The organism is Nocardia yamanashiensis NBRC 100130 (assembly GCF_001613325.1).
Classification (GTDB): domain Bacteria; phylum Actinomycetota; class Actinomycetes; order Mycobacteriales; family Mycobacteriaceae; genus Nocardia; species Nocardia yamanashiensis.
In genome coordinates this window covers 586,926-605,424 of sequence record NZ_BDCD01000002.1, presented here as the reverse complement: position 1 = coordinate 605,424, position 18,499 = coordinate 586,926, and the positions used below count along the sequence as shown (strand labels likewise).

Annotated in this window: 18 protein-coding genes; 11 read left to right on the top strand and 7 right to left on the bottom strand. The window is 68.5% G+C overall.

Annotation, left to right across the window (positions count from 1 at the left end; genetic code table 11):
- The first annotated feature begins 22 nt into the window (after positions 1–22).
- A complete protein-coding gene (locus NY1_RS02890) occupies positions 23–787 on the top strand; it encodes a MerR family transcriptional regulator (RefSeq protein WP_439955990.1) in 765 nt (254 codons plus the stop codon).
- Here NY1_RS02890 and NY1_RS02885 read toward each other — a convergent pair.
- Positions 759–1,709, bottom strand: coding sequence for a hypothetical protein (locus tag NY1_RS02885; protein ID WP_233038698.1), 951 nt, complete (start codon positions 1,707–1,709; stop codon positions 759–761). The genes NY1_RS02890 and NY1_RS02885 overlap by 29 nt on opposite strands.
- 219 nt (positions 1,710–1,928) lie before the next feature.
- Between NY1_RS02885 and NY1_RS02880 the strand changes: the two genes are divergently transcribed.
- Entirely contained in the window at positions 1,929–3,140 is a 1,212-nt protein-coding gene (locus NY1_RS02880) for an MFS transporter (RefSeq protein ID WP_067707597.1), read from the top strand.
- Positions 3,141–3,295: 155 nt separating this feature from the next.
- A complete protein-coding gene (locus NY1_RS02875; protein WP_067707595.1) occupies positions 3,296–3,835 on the top strand; it encodes a GNAT family N-acetyltransferase in 540 nt (179 codons plus the stop codon).
- 289 nt (positions 3,836–4,124) lie between these two features.
- Here the strand turns inward: NY1_RS02875 and NY1_RS02870 are convergent, their stop codons facing one another.
- The gene (locus NY1_RS02870) at positions 4,125–5,885 is read right to left on the bottom strand and encodes an ABC-F family ATP-binding cassette domain-containing protein (protein ID WP_067707592.1); all 1,761 of its coding nucleotides are present in this window, start codon (positions 5,883–5,885) and stop codon (positions 4,125–4,127) included.
- Positions 5,886–6,201: 316 nt separating this feature from the next.
- On the opposite strand from NY1_RS02870, the gene NY1_RS02865 reads away from it, so the two are divergent.
- From NY1_RS02865 to NY1_RS02855, 3 genes are all read left to right on the top strand, one after another.
- Complete coding sequence (locus NY1_RS02865) at positions 6,202–7,092, top strand: ABC transporter ATP-binding protein (RefSeq protein ID WP_067707590.1); 891 nt, start codon at positions 6,202–6,204, stop codon at positions 7,090–7,092.
- A 47-nt stretch (positions 7,093–7,139) separates the two neighbouring features.
- On the top strand, positions 7,140–7,919 hold the full coding sequence (locus NY1_RS02860; protein ID WP_067707587.1) for a DUF2705 family protein: 780 nt from the start codon (positions 7,140–7,142) through the stop codon (positions 7,917–7,919).
- 69 nt (positions 7,920–7,988) lie between these two features.
- Complete coding sequence (locus NY1_RS02855; protein ID WP_067707585.1) at positions 7,989–8,480, top strand: GbsR/MarR family transcriptional regulator; 492 nt, start codon at positions 7,989–7,991, stop codon at positions 8,478–8,480.
- Between the two features lie 4 nt (positions 8,481–8,484).
- Here the strand turns inward: NY1_RS02855 and NY1_RS02850 are convergent, their stop codons facing one another.
- The 3 genes from NY1_RS02850 to zapE form a co-directional block, all read right to left on the bottom strand.
- On the bottom strand, positions 8,485–9,288 hold the full coding sequence (locus tag NY1_RS02850) for a tyrosine-protein phosphatase (RefSeq protein ID WP_067707583.1): 804 nt from the start codon (positions 9,286–9,288) through the stop codon (positions 8,485–8,487).
- 129 nt (positions 9,289–9,417) lie between these two features.
- On the bottom strand, positions 9,418–10,224 hold the full coding sequence (locus NY1_RS02845) for a tyrosine-protein phosphatase (RefSeq protein WP_233038692.1): 807 nt from the start codon (positions 10,222–10,224) through the stop codon (positions 9,418–9,420).
- Between the two features lie 137 nt (positions 10,225–10,361).
- Positions 10,362–11,390 (bottom strand): cell division protein ZapE, encoded by a 1,029-nt coding sequence (gene zapE, locus NY1_RS02840; protein ID WP_067707576.1) that lies wholly within the window; start codon positions 11,388–11,390, stop codon positions 10,362–10,364.
- Positions 11,391–11,425: 35 nt separating this feature from the next.
- On the opposite strand from zapE, the gene NY1_RS02835 reads away from it, so the two are divergent.
- From NY1_RS02835 to msrB, 4 genes are all read left to right on the top strand, one after another.
- Positions 11,426–12,199, top strand: a complete 774-nt coding sequence (locus NY1_RS02835) for a pyrimidine reductase family protein (protein WP_067707574.1) — start codon at positions 11,426–11,428, stop codon at positions 12,197–12,199.
- A gap of 32 nt (positions 12,200–12,231) precedes the next feature.
- Positions 12,232–13,794: an alpha/beta hydrolase gene (locus NY1_RS02830; RefSeq protein ID WP_067707572.1), complete on the top strand. Its 1,563-nt coding sequence runs from the start codon at positions 12,232–12,234 to the stop codon at positions 13,792–13,794.
- A 93-nt stretch (positions 13,795–13,887) separates the two neighbouring features.
- Positions 13,888–15,186: a glycosyltransferase family 87 protein gene (locus tag NY1_RS02825; RefSeq protein WP_084534573.1), complete on the top strand. Its 1,299-nt coding sequence runs from the start codon at positions 13,888–13,890 to the stop codon at positions 15,184–15,186.
- Positions 15,187–15,212: 26 nt separating this feature from the next.
- The gene (gene msrB, locus NY1_RS02820; RefSeq protein WP_067707568.1) at positions 15,213–15,650 is read left to right on the top strand and encodes a peptide-methionine (R)-S-oxide reductase MsrB; all 438 of its coding nucleotides are present in this window, start codon (positions 15,213–15,215) and stop codon (positions 15,648–15,650) included.
- 72 nt (positions 15,651–15,722) lie between these two features.
- On the opposite strand, the gene hemQ is transcribed toward msrB, so the two are convergent.
- A complete protein-coding gene (hemQ, locus tag NY1_RS02815; RefSeq protein ID WP_067707567.1) occupies positions 15,723–16,418 on the bottom strand; it encodes a hydrogen peroxide-dependent heme synthase in 696 nt (231 codons plus the stop codon).
- A 291-nt stretch (positions 16,419–16,709) separates the two neighbouring features.
- Positions 16,710–17,357 carry a TetR/AcrR family transcriptional regulator C-terminal domain-containing protein gene (locus NY1_RS02810; RefSeq protein WP_067707565.1) on the bottom strand — a complete coding sequence of 216 codons (648 nt, stop codon included), beginning with the start codon at positions 17,355–17,357 and terminating at the stop codon, positions 16,710–16,712.
- Positions 17,358–17,460: 103 nt separating this feature from the next.
- Between NY1_RS02810 and NY1_RS02805 the strand changes: the two genes are divergently transcribed.
- The gene (locus NY1_RS02805; protein ID WP_067707564.1) at positions 17,461–18,417 is read left to right on the top strand and encodes a serine/threonine dehydratase; all 957 of its coding nucleotides are present in this window, start codon (positions 17,461–17,463) and stop codon (positions 18,415–18,417) included.
- Positions 18,418–18,499 lie beyond the last annotated feature (82 nt).

The following is an 18,499-nucleotide window of genomic DNA, read 5'->3' as shown; positions in this document are numbered from 1 at the left end:
CAAGGGTTACATTGAAGTGCTTGTGGAGACTTGGAGCGCGTTGAAGTGGGGTGAGGTGGCGAAAAGTCGCAACCCGGGTGGTCTGCGCACCGCCGATGTCGCGCGGCTGTCGGGGTATTCGGTGCAGCAGATCCGGAACCTCGAACGGGACGGAGTATTGCCGATAGCGCACCGGACCACGTCCGGGTACCGCAGCTACGGCGAGGCGCAGGTGCATGCGGCCCGGGCCTATCGGGAACTGGCGGCCGGCACAGGACCGGTCGAGGCGAAGCGGATCATGCGCGCCGTGCACACGCGGCCACTGCCGGAGGTGCTCGCGGCGATGGACGCGGCGCACGCCCGGCTCGACGGCGAACGGCGGGAGCTGGCGCTGGCCAAGGCCGCCGTGCACGCCATCTCGGCGGAGACCATCGCCGACGTGCGGGCCGCGGATGCGATGAGCATCTCCGAACTGGCGGACGCGCTCGGCATCCGGACTTCCACGCTGCGGCATTGGGACGCAATGGAACTCGTCACACCCGATCGGGGCGCGACCCGGCAGGCGCGCAACTACACCCCCGGCCAGGTGCGGGAAGCGCGCATCGTGCACCAGCTCCGCCTGGCCGGCTACGGCATCACCGCGCTGCGGGCGCTCATGCCCGAACTGCGGGCGACGCGCGACAAGGGCAGCGCACTGGCCGCCCTCGACGCCCGCGATGCGGGGCTGGCGGCGCGCTCGCTCGCCCTGCTCGCCGCCGGCGGCGCCTTGGCCGCTCTGCTCAGCGCAGCAGCAGACCCGCCGCGATGAAGGTGACGATCACCAGCAGCGCGAACCAGGAGATCAACTGCCAGTGCATGATCGCGGCCTTCTGACCGCGCACGGTGAGACGCAGGGTGGCGTCCACGCGATCGTGATCGGCCAGGCGGCGGCGCACCTGGGCCAGATCGTCGGCCTGATCCTGCGCCGCCTGCTCGGCCCGCTCCAGCCGATGCGTCATGCGCAGCAATTGCTTGGACTTGTCGCGGGTGGTCTTGCGCGCCAGCGCCAGCGCGGTGCGCTGATTCATGAGCTCCTGACGCTGCCGGGCGATGACCGCGGCCTGGGTGCGGGTGTGACGTTCCCAATCAGTCACCGTCGCCCAACCTCCCGTGTGTTCGTCGCGGAAGCCGTACGCCAACTCCTCCGCGGCCCAGCCGGTAATGAATTCGCGCAGCTCGCAGCTGGTATCCCGGGCGGTGGCGACACCACCCGGACCGGCGACCAGCAGGCCGCCGACCACGCGATATTCGCACGCCTCCGGCGCGAAATCGACCACGGCCAGCGCGGGCAGCTGCGAGGTCCAGAACCCGGGCGGGCAGAGCCAGAGCACTTCGGTGCAGCCGCTCTCGCGCAATTGCACGGTCAGGTCACGGGCGCGCGCCAATTCCGGTGCGGCACTTGTCACCTGGATGGCGCAGACGCGATCGCCCTTGCGCCACAGCAGATCCGGCGTGTGCGCGCCGAACTCGATATCGACCTGGGCGTCCACCACCCCGGCCGCCAGCAGCCGGCCGCGTAGCCAGTATTTGAAGGCCAGCACGTCCCAGCGGCAATCCGGACAACCCGGTTCCCGGCAGCAGTCACCGGGCGCATGGCCGCGCGAATCCGCCACCACCGCCGGTCGATTCGGTGTCGGATCGGCGAGCGCCACCGACTGCCCGCGCGGAACTTCCACTCGCCTCGTGCTCACACGATCACCGCCCCAGCCACTTCACCATGGGCCGCTTCCGATGACTCCGGAAACCACCTAGCCCACGCATTACCTCCAGAGTGCCGCAGCAACCAGGGGACTATGCACGAAAGCAGCAAGATTCGTTATCCAACCGCGAGCGGTACGTAATCAAGGCCGGAGCGGTTTGTAATCGTAGCCCGAGATGCCGGACCGCAGTGGCGCGGCTAACCTTTCGGGATGCTCGACGCGCAAGCCCCGAACCCGCTGCTCCGCGCGGCGCGCGCCGCCAATTCGGTGGCGTTCGCGCTGCAAGGTTTCTTCCTGGCGGTGGTGCTCACCGAACTGCCACAGCAGAAGGACGAATTCGGGCTCACCGACACCATGATCGTGGTAGCGGTGGCAGTGATCTCGCTGCTCGCGGGCGCGGGCAGCATCACCGCCGAGCGGCTCGCGCTGCGCTGGTCGAGCCGGACCGCGCTGCGGATCGGGCTCGGGTTGATCGCGGTGGCGGGCGTGGGAATCGCGTTCGCGCCCAATCTGGGTGTGCTGTACGCGGCGCTCGGGGTGTACGGCGTGGCGGTCGGCATCGTCGACGCGGGCACCAATATGCAGGCGGTATTCATTCAGCACGGCTATGGGCGGTTCGTGCTGTCGTCGTTCTACGCGGCGTGGAGTGCGGGGTCGATTGTCGGAGCGCTGTTCGTCGCGGCCCTCGAAGCCCTGGATGTGTCGCTGTGGGCGTCGATTCTGGGCGCGGCGGCGGTGGTGGCGGCTGGGGCGCTGCTCGTGGGGCCGCGCCTGCTCGGGACCGATGAGGCGGAAGCCGCACCGGCCGAAGCGGAATCGGCCCGGTCGGTACCCACCAAGATCTTCCTGGTGTTCGGCGTGGTGATCGCGCTGGCCTTCGCGATCGATCTGGCGGTCGGGAACTGGTCGGCGCTGTACCTGAAGGACGAACTGCTGTCCTCGTCCTCGACCGCCGCGCTCGCGCTCGCCGCGTACCAAGGAGCGTCGCTGATCGGGCGGCTCACCGGCGACCTGTGGGTCCGGCAATTCGGACCGCGCCTGGTGGTGCGAGTGGCGGCCGTCGTCGGAGCGGTCGGCATCGCGCTCGTCGTGGCCGCGCCCGGACCGGTGGCGGCGATCATCGGCTTCGGCATCGCCGGAATCGGACTGCCGATCATCGCGCCATTGTGCTTCAGCGAGGCCGGGCAATTGACCAGCGGACGAGAACTGGACGCCCTCATCGCCCGCCTCAATCTGTTCAACTACGCGGGCACCCTGGTGGGCGGCGCGGTGGTGGGCGCGGTCGCCGACGCCGCGAACATGCGCGCGGGATTCGCGATTCCCCTCGCCTTCGCGATCATCCTGATCGGCTTCGCCCGCATCTTCCACACCCGGGCGAGCGCCGCGGAGATGTCCGCGCGCCCGAGCGCCGAACTCGCCTGACTCACCGAACACCCGCCACCGACCCCGTTCGAGTCACCGCTCCCCAGGCTTGCTCGGCCGCGCCCGAGCCACGACTCCCCCGGCACGCGCGGCTCGGAGCCGCCGCAACCGGATCGCGAGAGCCGGCCCGCAGTGAACCTGATTGACTGGACCGGGTGAGCCCACTCCCCGTCACCGTCACACTGGCCGAAGCGCAGGACGCGGCGGCCCTGAGTGACGTCGCCGCCATTACGTTTCCGCTGGCCTGCCCGCCCGGAATGCCGCAGGAGGACAGTGCGGCGTTCATCGCGAAGACGCTGTCCAAGGAGCGGTTCGAGGACTACCTCGCCGATCCCGGCCGGACGGTGTTGAAGGCCGTGGCCGACGGGGAGATCGTCGGCTACGCCATGCTCGTCGCCGACGCACCCGCCGATCCTGATGTCGCGGCCGCGATCACCCTGCGGCCGGTGGCCGAGCTCAGCAAGATGTACGTGCTGCCCGGACACCACAGCGGTGGGGTGGCCGGGCCGCTCATGCGGGCCGCGCTCGACGCCGCACGCCGAGCCGGGAACGCCGGGGTGTGGCTGGGCGTCAACCAGGAAAACGCACGCGCGCAACGCTTCTACGGTAAGCACGGGTTCGAGGTGGTCGGTACCAAGACGTTCCGGGTGGGCTCGCAGGTGTGCTCGGATTACGTCATGCAAGCGCAGCTTTGACGCACGCGCAGCGGGGATACACCCGGGCATCCGTCGACCGCGCGCGCATTCGTCACCCCGGCATGCTCCACCCCGCCTTCCCGGCGCGCTCCGCCCCGCCATCCCGGCGCGCTCCGCCCCATCATCCCGGCGCGCTCCGCCCCATCATCCCGGCGTGGTCCCCCTCGTCATCCCGGCGTGCTTTCAGCCGGGATCCACAGCGTTTCGAACCGTGTGGATTCCGGCTAAAGGCGTGCCGGAATGACGGGGGACGGCGGACGGGAGGCAACGGGGGCGGGGAGGGCTGGGGTCAGGCCGAACGGGGCAGCGGTTCGGCGGGATCGATTCGGCCGTCGCGCAGTTCGAGGCGGCGACCCTCGAAGCGGGCGCGCATGCGGCGGTCGTGGGTTACCAGGACTACCGCGCCCGGATAGGTTTCCAGGGCCTGTTCCAGGTCTTCGACCAGGGCCGGGGAGAGGTGGTTGGTGGGCTCGTCGAGGAGGAGCAGGTCGGCGGGATCGGTTACCAGCCTGGCCAATTCGATGCGGCGGCGTTGGCCGTAGGACAGTTCGGCTATGCGCAGGGACAGTTCGGACGGGCGGAACAGGCCGAGGGACAGCAGGGTCTCGGCGTGCTCGTCCGGGTAGCCGATCTTGCCGGAGGCGAAGGCTTCCAGGACGGTAAGAGTTGCGGGCCAAGGGGATTCCTCCTGTCGCAGGTGGCCCACTCGGCCGCGCACGGCGACCGTGCCCGCATCCGGGGTGAGTTCGCCGGACAGCAGCTTCAGCAGGGTCGTCTTGCCCGCGCCGTTCGGGCCGGTCACCAGCAGCCGATCCGAGGGGCCGATCCGCAGGTTGTCGAGACGAAGGCGGGAATCGACCACCGCATCGAGCACTTCGGCGATCGGCGCGGGTGAAGTGTCCCGGATCGGCTCCGCAGAGGCGGCACGTGACCGCTCGCCGGCCGCGGGTGCGGACACCGAGTCCGAGACCGACGACGCCTCGGTCGGGGATGCGGGGCGCGCCGCCATGATCGATGCCGCGAAGTGCAGCGGATCCGGCGGCGGGGCAACGGGTTCGGAGGTCAAGCGTGCAACCCGTTCCTTGGCGTTGCGTATCCGGCCCATCGCGCCATGGTCGCGACCGCGTGCCCGGAACGGTCCGGCCGCGAAGACCGCCAAGGGCAGTTTGCGCGGGATCGCGTCCAGGCGGGCCACATTCGACTCGGCGAGGCGTTTGCTGCGGGCCAGTTCGGCTTTCCAGCGCTCGAATTCCAGGTGCTGCCTGCGGCGTTCAGCGGCCTTGGCGGTCAGGTAGCCCGCGTAGCCGTTGCCATGGCGGGACACCCGGCCCGCGTCGACTTCCAGGACGATCGAGGTGATGCGGTCCAGGAACACCCGGTCGTGGGTGACCGCGACGACGGTGCCGCGATGCGAACGCAGGTGGCGCTCCAGCCATTCGACCGCGGAGTCGTCGAGATCGTTGGTGGGCTCGTCGAGCAGCAGCAATTCCGGCGACGAGGCCAGGACGCCCGCGAGGGCCAGGCGGCGGCGTTCGCCGCCGGAGAGAGTGCCCAGTGCGCGGGTGCGGTCCAGGCCCGGCAGGCCCAGGCCGTGCAGCGCGGCTTCCACCCGCGCTTCGGCCTGATATCCGCCGCGTGCCTCGAAGCGTTCGAGCAGGCGGTCGTAGCGGGCCAGGCGATCGGCGAGCGGACCGGGGGCGACCAGCGCCTGTTCGGCCGCGCGGAGCTGGAGTTCCATTTCGCGAATGTCCTTCAGCGCCACGTCGATCGCGTCCGCGACGGTCGCGGTGGGCGGCAGCTCCAAGGTTTGGGCCAGGTAGCCGATGCCGCCCGGGAACTGCACGATCAGCTCGCCGTTGTCGGGCAGGTCGCGGCCCGCGATGAGCCGCAGCAGGGTGGATTTGCCGGAGCCGTTGTCGCCGACGATGCCGGCCTTCTCCCCCGGGCGGATGGACAGGGAGACCGCGTCGAGCACGATGCGGTCGTCGAAACGGCGGGTGACCTCGGCGAGGGTGAGCTGGGAGACGGTGGGGCGAGGGAGGGTAAGCAAGGGAGCCTCCTGTTCTCGGCATGCCGGGACGCACGGATGCGCGGCTACAGCCGGATGGGTGGGGAGTTCACGCGAAAGACACACGCCCGCAGGCGGTTGCGTGGGGATGACGGATCGGCGCGGAGCAAAGCTCAACGCGGCGACCGGATTACATCAACAAGGTTCCCATGAGGTTTACGAAGCTATCCCGGCGGTGCGCGGCCGTCAACCGCGATTCAGGTCACATCCCGAAGGTTGACAAGTTCTGCTTGTTCAGTCAATACTGAACACATCGCACCTACAGAACATGATGTAGGTGGCAGCGAAGGAGTAAGAGATGACCGCCCCCGCAATCCGCGTCGCAGGTCTGACCAAGCATTACGGCAAGAACGTCGCGCTCACCGACCTGAACCTGGAGGTCGCGCCGGGCGAGGTGTTCGGCTTCCTCGGCCCCAACGGCGCGGGGAAATCCACCACCATCCGCATCCTGCTGGACCTGATCCGGCCGACCGCGGGCCGCGTGGAGATCTTCGGCATCGAACCGCGGACCGGCGGGGCGGAACTGCGGCGGCGTATCGGCTATCTGCCCGGCGAACTCACCCTCGAGGGCCGCAATACCGCGCGCGATCTGCTGGGCTTCCTCGCCGATCAGCACGGGAACGTGCCCGCGGGGCGGATCGAGGAACTGGCCGGGCAGCTGGACCTGGATCTGGGCAAGAAGGTCGGGGCGATGAGCAAGGGCAACAAGCAGAAGGTCGGCATCGTCGCCGCCTTCATGCACCGGCCCGACCTGCTCATCCTGGACGAACCCACCTCCGGGCTGGATCCGCTGCTGCAGCAACGGTTTCTGACGCTGGTCGAGGAAGCCAAGGGCAACGGCCAGACGGTGTTCATGTCCTCGCACATCCTCAGCGAAGTGCAGCAGACCGCGGACCGCGCCGTCATCATGCGCGCCGGGCGGCTGCTGGGCACCGAGAACGTCGAGGACCTGCGCAGCCGCGCCCCGCGCTCGGTCGAAATCGTGTTCGGGGAAACGGTTTTCGCCGACGACTTCGCCCGGCTCGGCAACGTCAAGGATGTCGTGGTGGACGGAAACACCCTGCGCTGCACCACCGAAGGCGAAGTGGACGCACTGTTCAAGACGGCCGCCAAGTACCAGCTGGTGAGCGTGCTGTCCACCGAACCCGATCTCGAAGAGCTCTTCTTCGACCTGTACGAACGCCGCTGAACCCTCCCCGCCAGCATCGAAGTCTTTTCCGCACAAAGGAATCCGTCATGACCCGCTCGGTTTTCACCCAGACTCTGAAGGAACAGCGGCGCGCGCTCATCGGCTGGTCGGCCGGCCTGGCCATCGTGCCGATGATGTACCTGCCGTCCTACCAGTCGCTCAAGGACCAGGGCTCGCTGAACATCAAGCAGAACGATATGTACACCGCGATGGGCATGAGCGATTTCGCCAGCGCCACCGGGTATCTCAACTCCACCATCTTCTCGCTGATGGGTCTGCTGCTCGTCGTGATCTTCGCGGTCACCATGGGCGCGCGCACCGCCGCACAGGAGGACAGCGGCACCCTGGATCTGCTACTGGCGCAACCGATCAGCCGCGGTTCGCTGCTGCGGCAGCGGTTCGCCGCGCTGGCCGTGCAGATCGTGATCGTCACCGCCGTGCTCGGACTCGGCGTGCTCGCCGGAGCCAAGGCCGGCGGACTGGACGTCCCGGCGGGCAATATCCTCGCCGCCGTCGCCGGACTCGGACTGCTCGGATTGGCCGTCGGCGCACTCACACTCATGGTCGGCGCGGTCACCGGCAAGCGGGCCATGACCCTCGGCCTGGCCGCGCTGCTGGTGGCGGGCGGCTACCTCGCCAACAGCCTGGGCGCGCTCGTCGACGGGGCCACCTGGTTGCAGCGGCTGTCGCCGTTCCACTACGCCATCGGCGACGCGCCGCTGGTGAACGGCTGGAACGCCGGTAACCTCGCCGTCCTGCTGGCGCTGGCCGCCGCCGCGATCGCGGTGGCGCTCACCGTCTTCGACCGCCGCGATCTCGCGGTCTGACCGTCCCCTCGGGGTGGGTTCGCCGAACCCACCCCGATTTCCCGTATCCGAGGAAGGAATACTGCAGCCATGACCAGCGCAACCCCCGAACAGCCCACGCCCACCGACGCCCAACTGGCCTTCGTGGAGGATTTCGCGCTCGTACTGGAACGCATGGGCCTGGTCCGCATGGTCGGCCGCACCGTCGGCTGGCTGCTGGTCTGCGATCCCCCGCAGCAGACGTTCAACCAGATCGCCGAGGCGCTGCAGGCCTCCAAGGGTTCGATCTCCAGCGCGCTCAAGACGCTCACCACCATGCACTGGGTGGACAAGACCACCCGCCCGGGCGATCGCCGCGACTACTACTCGGTGCGCCCCGGCATCCTGCCCGAACTCACCAAACGCCAGAGCGGCATGTACGACACCCTCACCCAGATGACCTCGCGCGGGCTGGCGCTGTTCGAGGACCCGAACGGCGAGGATGCGGCGCGGGTGCGCGATATGCACGAGTTCTTCGTCTGGATGGGCAAGGAGCTGCCCGCCCTGCTCGACCGCTGGGATGCCGAACAGGGCGCGAAATAGGCTGTCAGGACAGCATTTTCGCCTTCAGGGCGGCGATGTCCGCGGCGGTGAGTTTCAGGCCGTCGCGGACGTAGTTGTCGAAGCTGCCGTAGGTCTGGTTCACCTGGTCGAACGCGGCGTCCAGAGCTGAGGGGACGACGCCGTTGAGGGCGTCGCCCGGCGCGGCATCGCGGTAGTAGTTCGACAGCAGGTAGTCGTACATGACGGTGTCGCGGTCCACGCCGAGGATGGTGAGCAGGACCGCGGACATCCAGCCGGTGCGGTCCTTGCCCGCCGTGCAGTGGTAGAGGACGGTGCCGTCGGTGGTGTCGATGATGTTGTGCAGGATCGAGGCGAAGCCCTCGTTCGCGCCCGGAGTGGTGATGAAGGCGCGGTACAGGTCCGCGCCGGCGCTGAAGGTGGACAGCATGACCTGGGGCGGGGCCTGGCCGATCACGTCGTCGAGATTGAGCACCGCACCCGCCGGTACCCGATCGGGGGCCATGGCGACCTCGTAGCCGGTGCGCAGGTCGTCGTCGAATTTCAGGTTATGGGCGGTGAGCCAGGCCAGGTCGAGATCGGTGGCTTTGGACAGTTCGCCGGTGCGGAAGACCAGGCCGGTGCGGACTTCCTTGCTGTCGGTGGTGCGGTAACCGCCCGCGTCGCGCGCGTTCTGGACGCCTTGCAGCGGCAGTGCCCGGTCGCCGACGCCGACCACTACGGCGGGAGTCGGGGCCGGGGGATCGACAGCGGCCGCGGTTCCGGTAATGCCGAAGCCCAGGGCCACCGCGAGCAGGGCGGCGGGCAGAAGCGCACGACGACGAGGCATCACACCATCTCCTTGATCAGATCCGAGCGTGGCAAATCTCTAGCGACGTACCGTCCGATCATCCCGGAAACGCCGAGCGCGCCGGGCGGCAGGGCCACCCGGCGCGCACCGGAAACGCGAATCAGCTTGTCAGGCGAGCAGTTTCGCCTTCAGCGCCGAAATATCGTCGGCGGTCAGCTTCAGGCCGTCGCGGACGTAGTTGTCGAAGCTGCCGTAGCTCTGGGCGGCCTGATCGAAGGCCGAGTCCAGGGCCGCGGAGATGACGCCGTTCATGGCATCGCCGTCCTTGGCGTCGCGGTAGTAGTTGGAGAGCATGAAGTCGTAATAGACGGTGTCCTTGTCGACTCCGAGAATGCTCAGCAACACCGCCGAGGTCCAGCCGGTGCGATCCTTGCCGGCCGTGCAGTGGAACAGGACCGCGCCGTCGTTGTGGGCGATATCGCGCAGCACGGACGCGAACGCCTCGTTCGCGCCCGGGGCGGTGATGAAGGCGCGGTAGAGGTCGGTGCCCGCGGACAGGGTGGAGGCCATCACCTGCGGCGGGGCTTGGCCGATCACGTCGTCGTGGAAGGCGGTCGCCCCGGCCGGGATCTTGTCCTTGCCCATCAGCTGCTGCTCGTAGGAGGTGCGCAGATCGTGCACCGAACGCACGTTCTTGCCCGTCAGCGCGGCCAGATCGGCATCGGTGGCCTTGCTCAATTCGCCGGTGCGGTAAACCAGCCCGGTACGCACGGTGTGACCGTCGGCGGTGCGGTAACCACCGGCGTCACGGGCGTTCACCACGCCCTGCAGAGCCAGCGAACGGCCATCGGTGTTCACCACTACGGCGCTGGTCGCGGCGGGCGGCTCGGCGGCGAACGCCAGGGCCGGGGACGCACCGAAAGACAGGGCGGCGGCCATGACCACCGAGGCCCCGAGCATGCGGGGTCGAATCACGCGAACTCCCTTCAACAGACGCCCGGCGGGGTGCGCCGGGCAGGCGGCCCGCGACGATCACGGGACGCGAAACTCGGTTCCCCCCTGAGTCGTTCCGCCGCACACGAGGGTGCGCGGCGGAATCGACGAGGCGTGCTTCAGGATGCGGTGGCCGCCGGGACCTCGAAACGAGACAGGGCCAGCAGGCGGGAGATGGCGCGCAGGTACTTCTTCTTGTAGCCGCCGTCCAGCATTTCCTGGGTGAAGATCTGATCCAGCTTCGCGCCCGACACGGTCACCGGGGTGCCGGCGTCGTAGAGACGGTCGGCCAGCACCACCACGCGCAGCGCTGCGACCTGATCCGGCACGGTGTGCAGGCCCGAGATGTAGACCGCGGACACGCCGTTGATCAGCGCGCCGTAGCGCGACGGGTGCAGGGTGCTCAGATGCTTGAGCAGCTCGTCGAAATCGTCGAGCGTGGAATCCGGTGTGGCGGCGGCCTTTTCGACCAGCAGCGCGGGCGAGGTCGGCTCCGGGGCGGGCGGCAGATCACGGTGGCGGTAGTCCGGGCCATCGACGCGGATGGTCTCGAACAGCGAACCCAGCTTCTTGATCTCGCGCAGGAAGTCCTGGGCGGCGAAACGGCCCTCGCCCAGCTGGCCCGGCAGCGTGTTGGAGGTGGCCACGATGGACACTCCGCGCGCGGTCAGCTCGGTGAGCAGGCGCGAGACCAGCATGGTGTCGCCCGGATCGTCGAGCTCGAACTCGTCGATGCACAGCACGCTGTTCGACGACAGCCGCTCCACCGAATTGTTGAAGCCCAGCGCGCCCACCAGATTGGTGACCTCGCCGAAGGTGCCGAAGGTCTTGGGGCCGGGCACGGAGTGGAAGATCGAGGCCAGCAGGTGGGTCTTGCCCACGCCGAAGCCGCCGTCCAGGTACAGGCCGATGCCGGAGACCGGCTTCTTCTTGCCGAAGAGGCCCTTCTTGTCCGCGGCCTTGCGCAGCTTGGCGACCTGGTTCGCGAACTCCTCGGCCTTTTTCACCGCGGCAGCCTGGGTAGGCTCCTTGGGATCCGGGATGTACGAAGCGAAGCTCACCTCGTCGAAGGTGGGCGGGGGAACCATCTGGGCCACCAGCTGGTCAGCCGGAACCTCCGGGTGGCGATCGACGAGGCGTTGTTGCACGCAAATAGCCTAGAGACGTGGTGTAGTGGCTTCTCATGCAGCGTATGCCAATTGCGACCCAGCTCACAGATCTCACCCATGACGACCTGGTCCGGCTGTACGCCTACCCCGCCAAGCTGAGTGCGCCGTGGATCCGGGTCAACTTCGTGACCAGCATCGACGGAGCGGTGAGCATCGACGGGCGCTCGGGCGGGCTGGGGACGCCGGCGGACAAGACGGTGTTCCGGCTGCTGCGCGATCTGGCGGATGTGGTGCTGGTCGGGGCGGGGACCGCGCGGGCGGAGAACTACGGGGCGGCGCATACCGACGAGCGCTTGCGAACCCGGCTGTACCACCACGGTTTCGGCGGCGATCCCGATGGCGCGGCGCCGCGCATCGCGGTGGTGACGGCGAGCGCCGCGCTCGATCCGACCAGTCGGCTGTTCACCGATACTGGGGCCCGGCCGATCATCATCACCACCGCCGACGCGCCCGCCGAACGCAAACGCCTGCTGACCGACGCCGGGGGCGAAATCGTGGAGGCGGGCGAGACCTCGTGCACCGTCACCGCCATCCGCGACGCGCTCGCCGCACGCGGACTGCCGCGCGTGCTGTGCGAAGGCGGCCCCGCGCTCTTCGGCGAACTGCTCACCGCGCACGCCGTCGACGAACTCTGCCTCACCACCTCCCCGCTGCTGGTCGGCGGCACCGAACGGCGAATCGCGGTGTCCCCCAACGCCACGGCCACCCCCATGAACTGCCGGCATCTGCTCGTCGACAGTGACGGCACCGTGCTCACCCGATGGGAACGCGCCCACACCCAGAGCTGAAACCGCTTGCCGGACCTGGCAGGCTGTAGCGCATGCGCTGGACTCGGGCCGCTCTGCTGGCGTCGACACTTTCGATCCTGGTGACCACCGGCTGTGGTGCCGGACCCTCGGACCGTCCCGCCGTCGCGGTGGAACGGCCGCATCAGGCCGGGGCCGTGGAGACGAACGCGCCGTCGAAACCGGAGCAGCCCGCGCCCGAAGTGCCCAAGACCGAATTGAACTGGCACGACTGCGCGACGCCGACGTTCAACCTGCTCGCCCTCGGCGCGCCGCCCGCGGGGCTGATCCTGGAATGCGCGGAGTACACCACGCAGGTCGATATCGCCGGGACCGTGGCGGGGAACTTCCGGACCGCGGCCATGCGGGCCCGCTACGACAAGACGCCCAAGGACGCCGCGCCGCTGGTGCTGACCTCCGGCAACGACCGGTCCTCGACGGCCACGCTGGCCGGGCTGGCGGCCGGACCGACGGCGGCGCTGCTGACCTCGCGGCCCATCGTGGCGGTGGACCGGCGCGGCATCGGCAGTTCGCAGGCGGTCAACTGCATGACCAACGAGATTCGCCGGATCATCAACGACCAGGGGCAATTCACGCGCGGCGCAACCGATCCCGTGGACGCGGTGGGCGAGGCCAGCCAGGACGCCACCATCGCCTGCCTGGACTTCCTCTCGCCCGCGCAGCAGACCTTCGACGCCGCGCACGCCGCCGACGATATCGAGCAGCTGCGCAAGCAGTGGCAGGTCGATCACATCGCGCTGCTGGGCACCGGCAGCGGCGCGAACGTGGCGCTGAGCTACGCGCGCAAGTACGGGGATCATCTGGCGCGGCTGCTGCTGGATTCGCCGCAGGCCGTCGGGCTGGACGCGGTCGGGCGCGCGGAACTGACGGTGAAGGGTGCGGAGGCGGCGCTCACCGCGTACGCGCAGCGTTGCACCGCCCTGAAATGCGCGCTGGGCGCTGATCCGCGCGGCGCGGTGGCCGAACTGGTGAAGCGGGCCGGAAACGGCGAATTCGGCGATCTGTCGGCCGCGGTGCTGGTGACCACGCTGAGCGGGTTCCTCGGCAATCCGCTTGCCGTGCAGAACAACACCGTCACCGAATTCGCCGATGCGCTGGCCGCGCTGGGGCGCGGGGATCGGGGGCCGTTGCAGCCCTATGTGCTGAAAGCCAATTCGGCCATCGCCAGCGACGGTGAGTACGTGAACCGGTGCAGCGACAATTCGCAGCCCGCGTCCTCCGCGCGCGCCAAGGAACTCTCCGGCACCTGGGGCAACCAGTACCCGGTCTTCGGCCGCGTCACCGCCATCGGACTGATGGCCTGCTCGGCGTGGCCCGCCGCCGCCGTCATGCCCCTGCCCGAAAAGTTCGACAAGCCGGTCCTGATCCTCGGCGGCAACGCCGATCCGGTCACCGGCCAGGACGGCCGCCCCTCGGTCAGCGGCGCCCTCGGCACCGCCGGCGCCCGCACCTCCACCGTGGTCTGGCAGGGCTGGGGCCACCCCAGCTTCTCGCACTCCGGCTGCGTGCAGCAGAACATGGTCGACTACCTGAAGGACGCCAAGCTCCCCGCCGACGGAACCGCCTGTCCCGCCTAGCGCCCCACCATTCGAGTTCATCCCTGTGCCGCGGGGCACGTTTTCGGCGGGTCCGCGCAACCTCGAGCGCGGTTTCCGGTGTACCGTGCCCGAGTGTTCCTTCGCCAGCTCGAGCCCCGCACCGCTCGCACCACCGCCGAGGTCCTGAACTTCGCCTTATGGCCGTTCGCGATCCTGACCGTGATCAACCGGGTGTTCATCAAGGCTGTCAACGGGTACATCACCAATGACTTCCGCCCCGTCTACGACGCGTCGTTGAACTTCCTCAACCATCGCGCCATCTACGGGGCGAACTTCAACTCGACCGATCCGCACTACCTGTACCCGCCCAGCGGGACGCTGCTGATCGCGCCGCTGGCCATCGTCGACCCGGAGAAGTCGCGGTGGCTGTTCATCCTGGTGAACGCGGCGGCCATCATCCTGGCCGGGTATCTGCTGCTGCGGCTGTTCAACTTCACGCTGAACTCGGTGGCCGCGCCCGCGCTGCTGCTGGCCATGTTCATGTCCGAAACCGTCACCAACACCCTGGTTTTCACCAATATCAACGGCTGTCTGCTGCTCGCCATGGTGGCGTACTTCCACCTGCTGCTGAAGCGCAAGGATCTATGGGCCGGGGTGGCATTGGGATTGACCATCGCGGTCAAGGGGCCGTTGCTGGCGCCGCTGCTGTTCATTCCGCTAGTGCGCGGGCAGTGGAAGGTGTTCATCACCGCCCTGGGCATTCCGGTCGCATTGAACCTGGCGGCCTGGCCGCTGATCGTGGACTACAAGCAGTTCTGGTCGCACACCTGGCCTTACATCATGGAGTCGCGGGACTACTTCAACAGCGCCATCGTCGGCAATGCCGGGTACTACGGCGTCGCGGACTGGCTGACCTGGACCATCCGCATCGCCATGGGCGTGATGGTGCTGGCCATCCTGTGGATCCTGTACCGGTACTACCTCGAGGACGAGGTGTTCTTCGTCTGCACCACCTCCGGCGTGCTGATCGCCGGTGTGCTGCTGCTCGGCTCGCTCGGCCAGATGTACTACTCGATGTTCCTGTTCCCGCTGCTCATGACCGTGGTGCTGAAGAATTCGACACTGCGCAACTGGCCGGCGTGGGTGGCGGTGTTCGGGTTCATGTCCTATGACAAGTGGCTCTCGGATCGCTGGCAGTCGCCGGGCCGCACCCTGGAATACCTGCGCGTCACCTTCGGCTGGGGCCTGCTGCTCATCGTCATCTTCTGTGTGCTGGGCGAGCGCTACCTGACCGCGAAGCGCGAAGGCCGGTTGCAGGCGGGCAAATCCCTGGATCCGGCGTGGATGCATCCGGAGCAGCGGGAAGCGCCGGTCACGAGCAATGGCCGTGCGCGCCATGCCGAACCGGTCGCACAGGGCACCGGACACTGATCGCGGCGAAGTATTAGCGTGGGGGCATGAGTTCCGATGCCGATACTTCGCAACCGCGAATCCAGCTCACGCCGCAGGAGTGGCGCGCCAAGCTGAGCCCCGAGGAGTACGCGGTGCTGCGGGAGGCGGGCACCGAGCGGGCGTTCACGGGTGAATACACCGATACCGAGACCGAGGGCGTGTACGCCTGCCGGGCCTGCGGGGCCGAATTGTTCCGCAGCACCGAGAAATTCCATTCGCACTGCGGGTGGCCGTCGTTCTTCGATCCGGCCGATTCGGACGCGGTGATCCTGAAGGCCGATGATTCGCTCGGCATGCGGCGGGTGGAAGTGCTGTGCGCCAACTGCCACAGCCATCTGGGGCACGTGTTCGAGGGCGAGGGATATCCCACGCCCACGGACAAGCGCTACTGCATCAACTCCATCTCGCTGCGCCTGCACCCCTCGGACGAGGCAGCGAAGTAGGTCGCAGGAATCCTACGGAGCGAACGCGATTCCCCGCATGCCCCGAATTGTCCGGGCATGCGGGGAGCAAACTCAGGGCAGCGAGGCGATCAGCTGCTCGATCTCCACGCGCGGACCGGTGAAGAACGGAATCTCCTCGCGCACATGCAACCTCGCCTCGGTGGCGCGCAGATCCCGCATCAGATCCACGATGCGATGCAGCTCCGGGGCCTCGAAGGCGAGCAGCCACTCGTAGTCGCCGAGCGCGAAGGACGCGACCGTATTGGCGCGCACATCCGGGTAGCCGCGGGCCGCCTTGCCGTGATCGGCGAGCATCTTGCGGCGCTCCTCGTCCGGCAGCAGGTACCACTCGTAGGAGCGCACGAACGGGTACACGCAGATGTAGTTGCCCGGCTCCTCGCCCGCCAGGAACGCGGGGATGTGGGACTTGTTGAATTCGGCCGGGCGATGCAGAGCGGCATTGGACCACACCGGGTTCGAGGCCTGGCCCAGTTCGGTGGTGCGGCGGAAATCGGCGTAGGCGGCCTGGATCTCCTCGATCTTCTCCGCGTGCCACCAGATCATGAAATCGGCGTCGGCGCGCATGCCGGCCACATCGTAGATACCGCGCACGATCACGCCGCGCTCTTCCAGAGAATCGAAGAACTCGCGGGCCTCCTTGACGGCGGCCGCACGGTCGTCGCCGAGCACACCGGGCTCCACTTGGAACACCGAGAACATGAGGTAGCGGATGGTGTCGTTGAGGGCCTTGTAGTCGAGTCGCGCCATGGCACCCATCGTGCCACCCGGGGGCCGCGGGTCCGGCGGCGCACCCCGGCCAGGGCCGGTGCGGCCAGACGTTCCAGCAGCAGCAGACCGTAGAGCAGCAGCAGCCATTCGATGACGTACAGCAGCGGGAAGACGGACGCGGCCACCGACCACACCTTCGGAACGGCCTCGGCCAGCCGCGCGATCATCGCTCCCCTTCCCCGGCACCGGCGGCGCCCAGCGTTCAGAAGCGATATCGCGCGGCCGCGCGGGCGTGTTCACAGCGGGCGGTCACGGACCGGCAACACGGGGTCAGGGGCGGGCGGACCAGGAGGCGATGAGGCGGCGCAGGCCGTCGCGGAAGATGTCGTCGCTGACGGTCAGGCGGGCCACCTCGTCGAGATGGGTACCCAGCACCGGGAATTCGTCCGGGTCCAGGGCGGCCAGGGCCGAACGGGCGCGCAGCAGTACCGATTTGCGGTCGCGGTGTTCGATGAGCGCGGCGCAGCCCAGGGTGTAGAGGTACATTTCGCGGTAGGCCAGCAGGGCGTCCTGGACGCTGAGGCCGGCGGCCATATTGTCGGCCAGCTGCGGTTCGGTGAGGCGGGACAGCAGGCGCGGGCCGAACCAGGAGCGGGAGCCGCGCAGCAGCACCAGACCGGGGCGGGTGCCGAGCAGTTCGTACCAGGCGGTAAAACGGTTTTCGGTCACCTCCGCCCAGGTCCCGGAGCCGGCGGGGATCTCGGGCAGGTGGTCGGCGAGGTGATCGGCGAGCAGGTCGAGCAGGCCCGCGAAATCTCCGCCACCCCGGCGCACCACCGTGGTGTGCGACACGTCCAGATAGTTCGCGATGGCGCGGAAACTCAGTTCGGCGCCGCCCTTTTCGCTGATGATGGCCAGTCCGGCGTGCGCGATGGCCTCCGGTGTCGCCTCGTCGAGCGACTTCGACTTCCTGGGCATGTCACCAGCGTAAGTTACAGTGTAACTATCCGATACCGCGGGCCCGGAGTGTCGCCCGGGCTGTCCGTATCGTCCGAATCCGCATCGAAGCGAAGGAAGTGCAGTGCATCCGACTTACGCAGACGTGAAAGCGGCCGCCGACCGAATCGCGGGGCACACCCGTCCGGTGGTGCTCACGCCTGCCGACCCGGGCACCGTTCCCGCACCCGGCGGCGGACAGGTGTGGTTCGCGCTCGAGCATCTGCAGTACACGGGGAGCTTCAAAGCTCGCGGGGCCGCCAATTTCATGCTGGCGCATCAGGAATCGGGTGACCTGCCCAAAGTGGGCGTGACCATCGCCTCGGGCGGGAACGCGGGCGTGGCCTGCGCGTGGGCCGCCGGGCTCGTCGATGCCGCCGCCACCGTCTTCCTTCCCACCGCCGCGCCGGCGGTGAAGGTCGAGCGCCTGAAATCCCTGGGCGCGCAGGTCATGTCCGGCGGCGCGGCCTATGCCGACGCGGCCGCCGACTGCGAGCGCTACGCAGCCACCACCGGAGCCCTGCGCTCGCACGCCTACGACGATCCGTACATCGCCGCCGGCGCGGGCACGCTGCTGGACGAAATCGTCGCGCAGCTACCCGGTCTGGACACCGTGGTAGTCGCGGTCGGCGGCGGCGGACTCTTCACCGGGGTGGCCGTAGCCGCCGCCCACCACGGCATCCGCGTGATCGCCGCCGAACCGGAGAACTGCCGCGCCTTCAACACCGCCCTCGCCGAAGGCCACCCGGTCGACGTCCCCATCGACTCCATCGCCGCCGATTCCCTCGGCGCCACCCGCACCTCCGAAATGGCCCTGGCCGCCGCCGCGCTCGCCGACGTCCGCTCGGTCCTGGTCACCGACGAGCAGATCATCGCCGCCCGCAAACTGCTCTGGACGAACCGCCACCTCCCCGTGGAACACGCCGCCGCCACCGCCCTGGCCGCCCTCCGCTTCGGGGCCTATGTGCCCCGTCCGGGCGAGCGAGTGGCAATCGTCCTGTGCGGCGGCAACACCGACACCACAGACCTACTCCCCCGCTGACCCGTCCGCCACTTCAGGCGCGCGATGGGGCCGCTCGAGGTACGTGGTGGAGCGGGGCCCGTTTAGGCAGATCTACTCAGGG

Coding starts and splice junctions, on each gene's coding strand:
- NY1_RS02880 (WP_067707597.1), top strand. CDS start 1,929: ATGCTCGACGCGCAAGCCCCGAACCCGCTGCTCCGCGCGGCGCGCGCC.
- NY1_RS02860 (WP_067707587.1), top strand. CDS start 7,140: ATGACCCGCTCGGTTTTCACCCAGACTCTGAAGGAACAGCGGCGCGCG.
- NY1_RS02850 (WP_067707583.1), bottom strand. CDS start 9,288: ATGCCTCGTCGTCGTGCGCTTCTGCCCGCCGCCCTGCTCGCGGTGGCC.
- hemQ (WP_067707567.1), bottom strand. CDS start 16,418: ATGGCGCGACTCGACTACAAGGCCCTCAACGACACCATCCGCTACCTC.
- NY1_RS02835 (WP_067707574.1), top strand. CDS start 11,426: ATGCAGCGTATGCCAATTGCGACCCAGCTCACAGATCTCACCCATGAC.
- NY1_RS02810 (WP_067707565.1), bottom strand. CDS start 17,357: ATGCCCAGGAAGTCGAAGTCGCTCGACGAGGCGACACCGGAGGCCATC.
- NY1_RS02830 (WP_067707572.1), top strand. CDS start 12,232: ATGCGCTGGACTCGGGCCGCTCTGCTGGCGTCGACACTTTCGATCCTG.
- NY1_RS02865 (WP_067707590.1), top strand. CDS start 6,202: ATGACCGCCCCCGCAATCCGCGTCGCAGGTCTGACCAAGCATTACGGC.
- NY1_RS02855 (WP_067707585.1), top strand. CDS start 7,989: ATGACCAGCGCAACCCCCGAACAGCCCACGCCCACCGACGCCCAACTG.
- msrB (WP_067707568.1), top strand. CDS start 15,213: ATGAGTTCCGATGCCGATACTTCGCAACCGCGAATCCAGCTCACGCCG.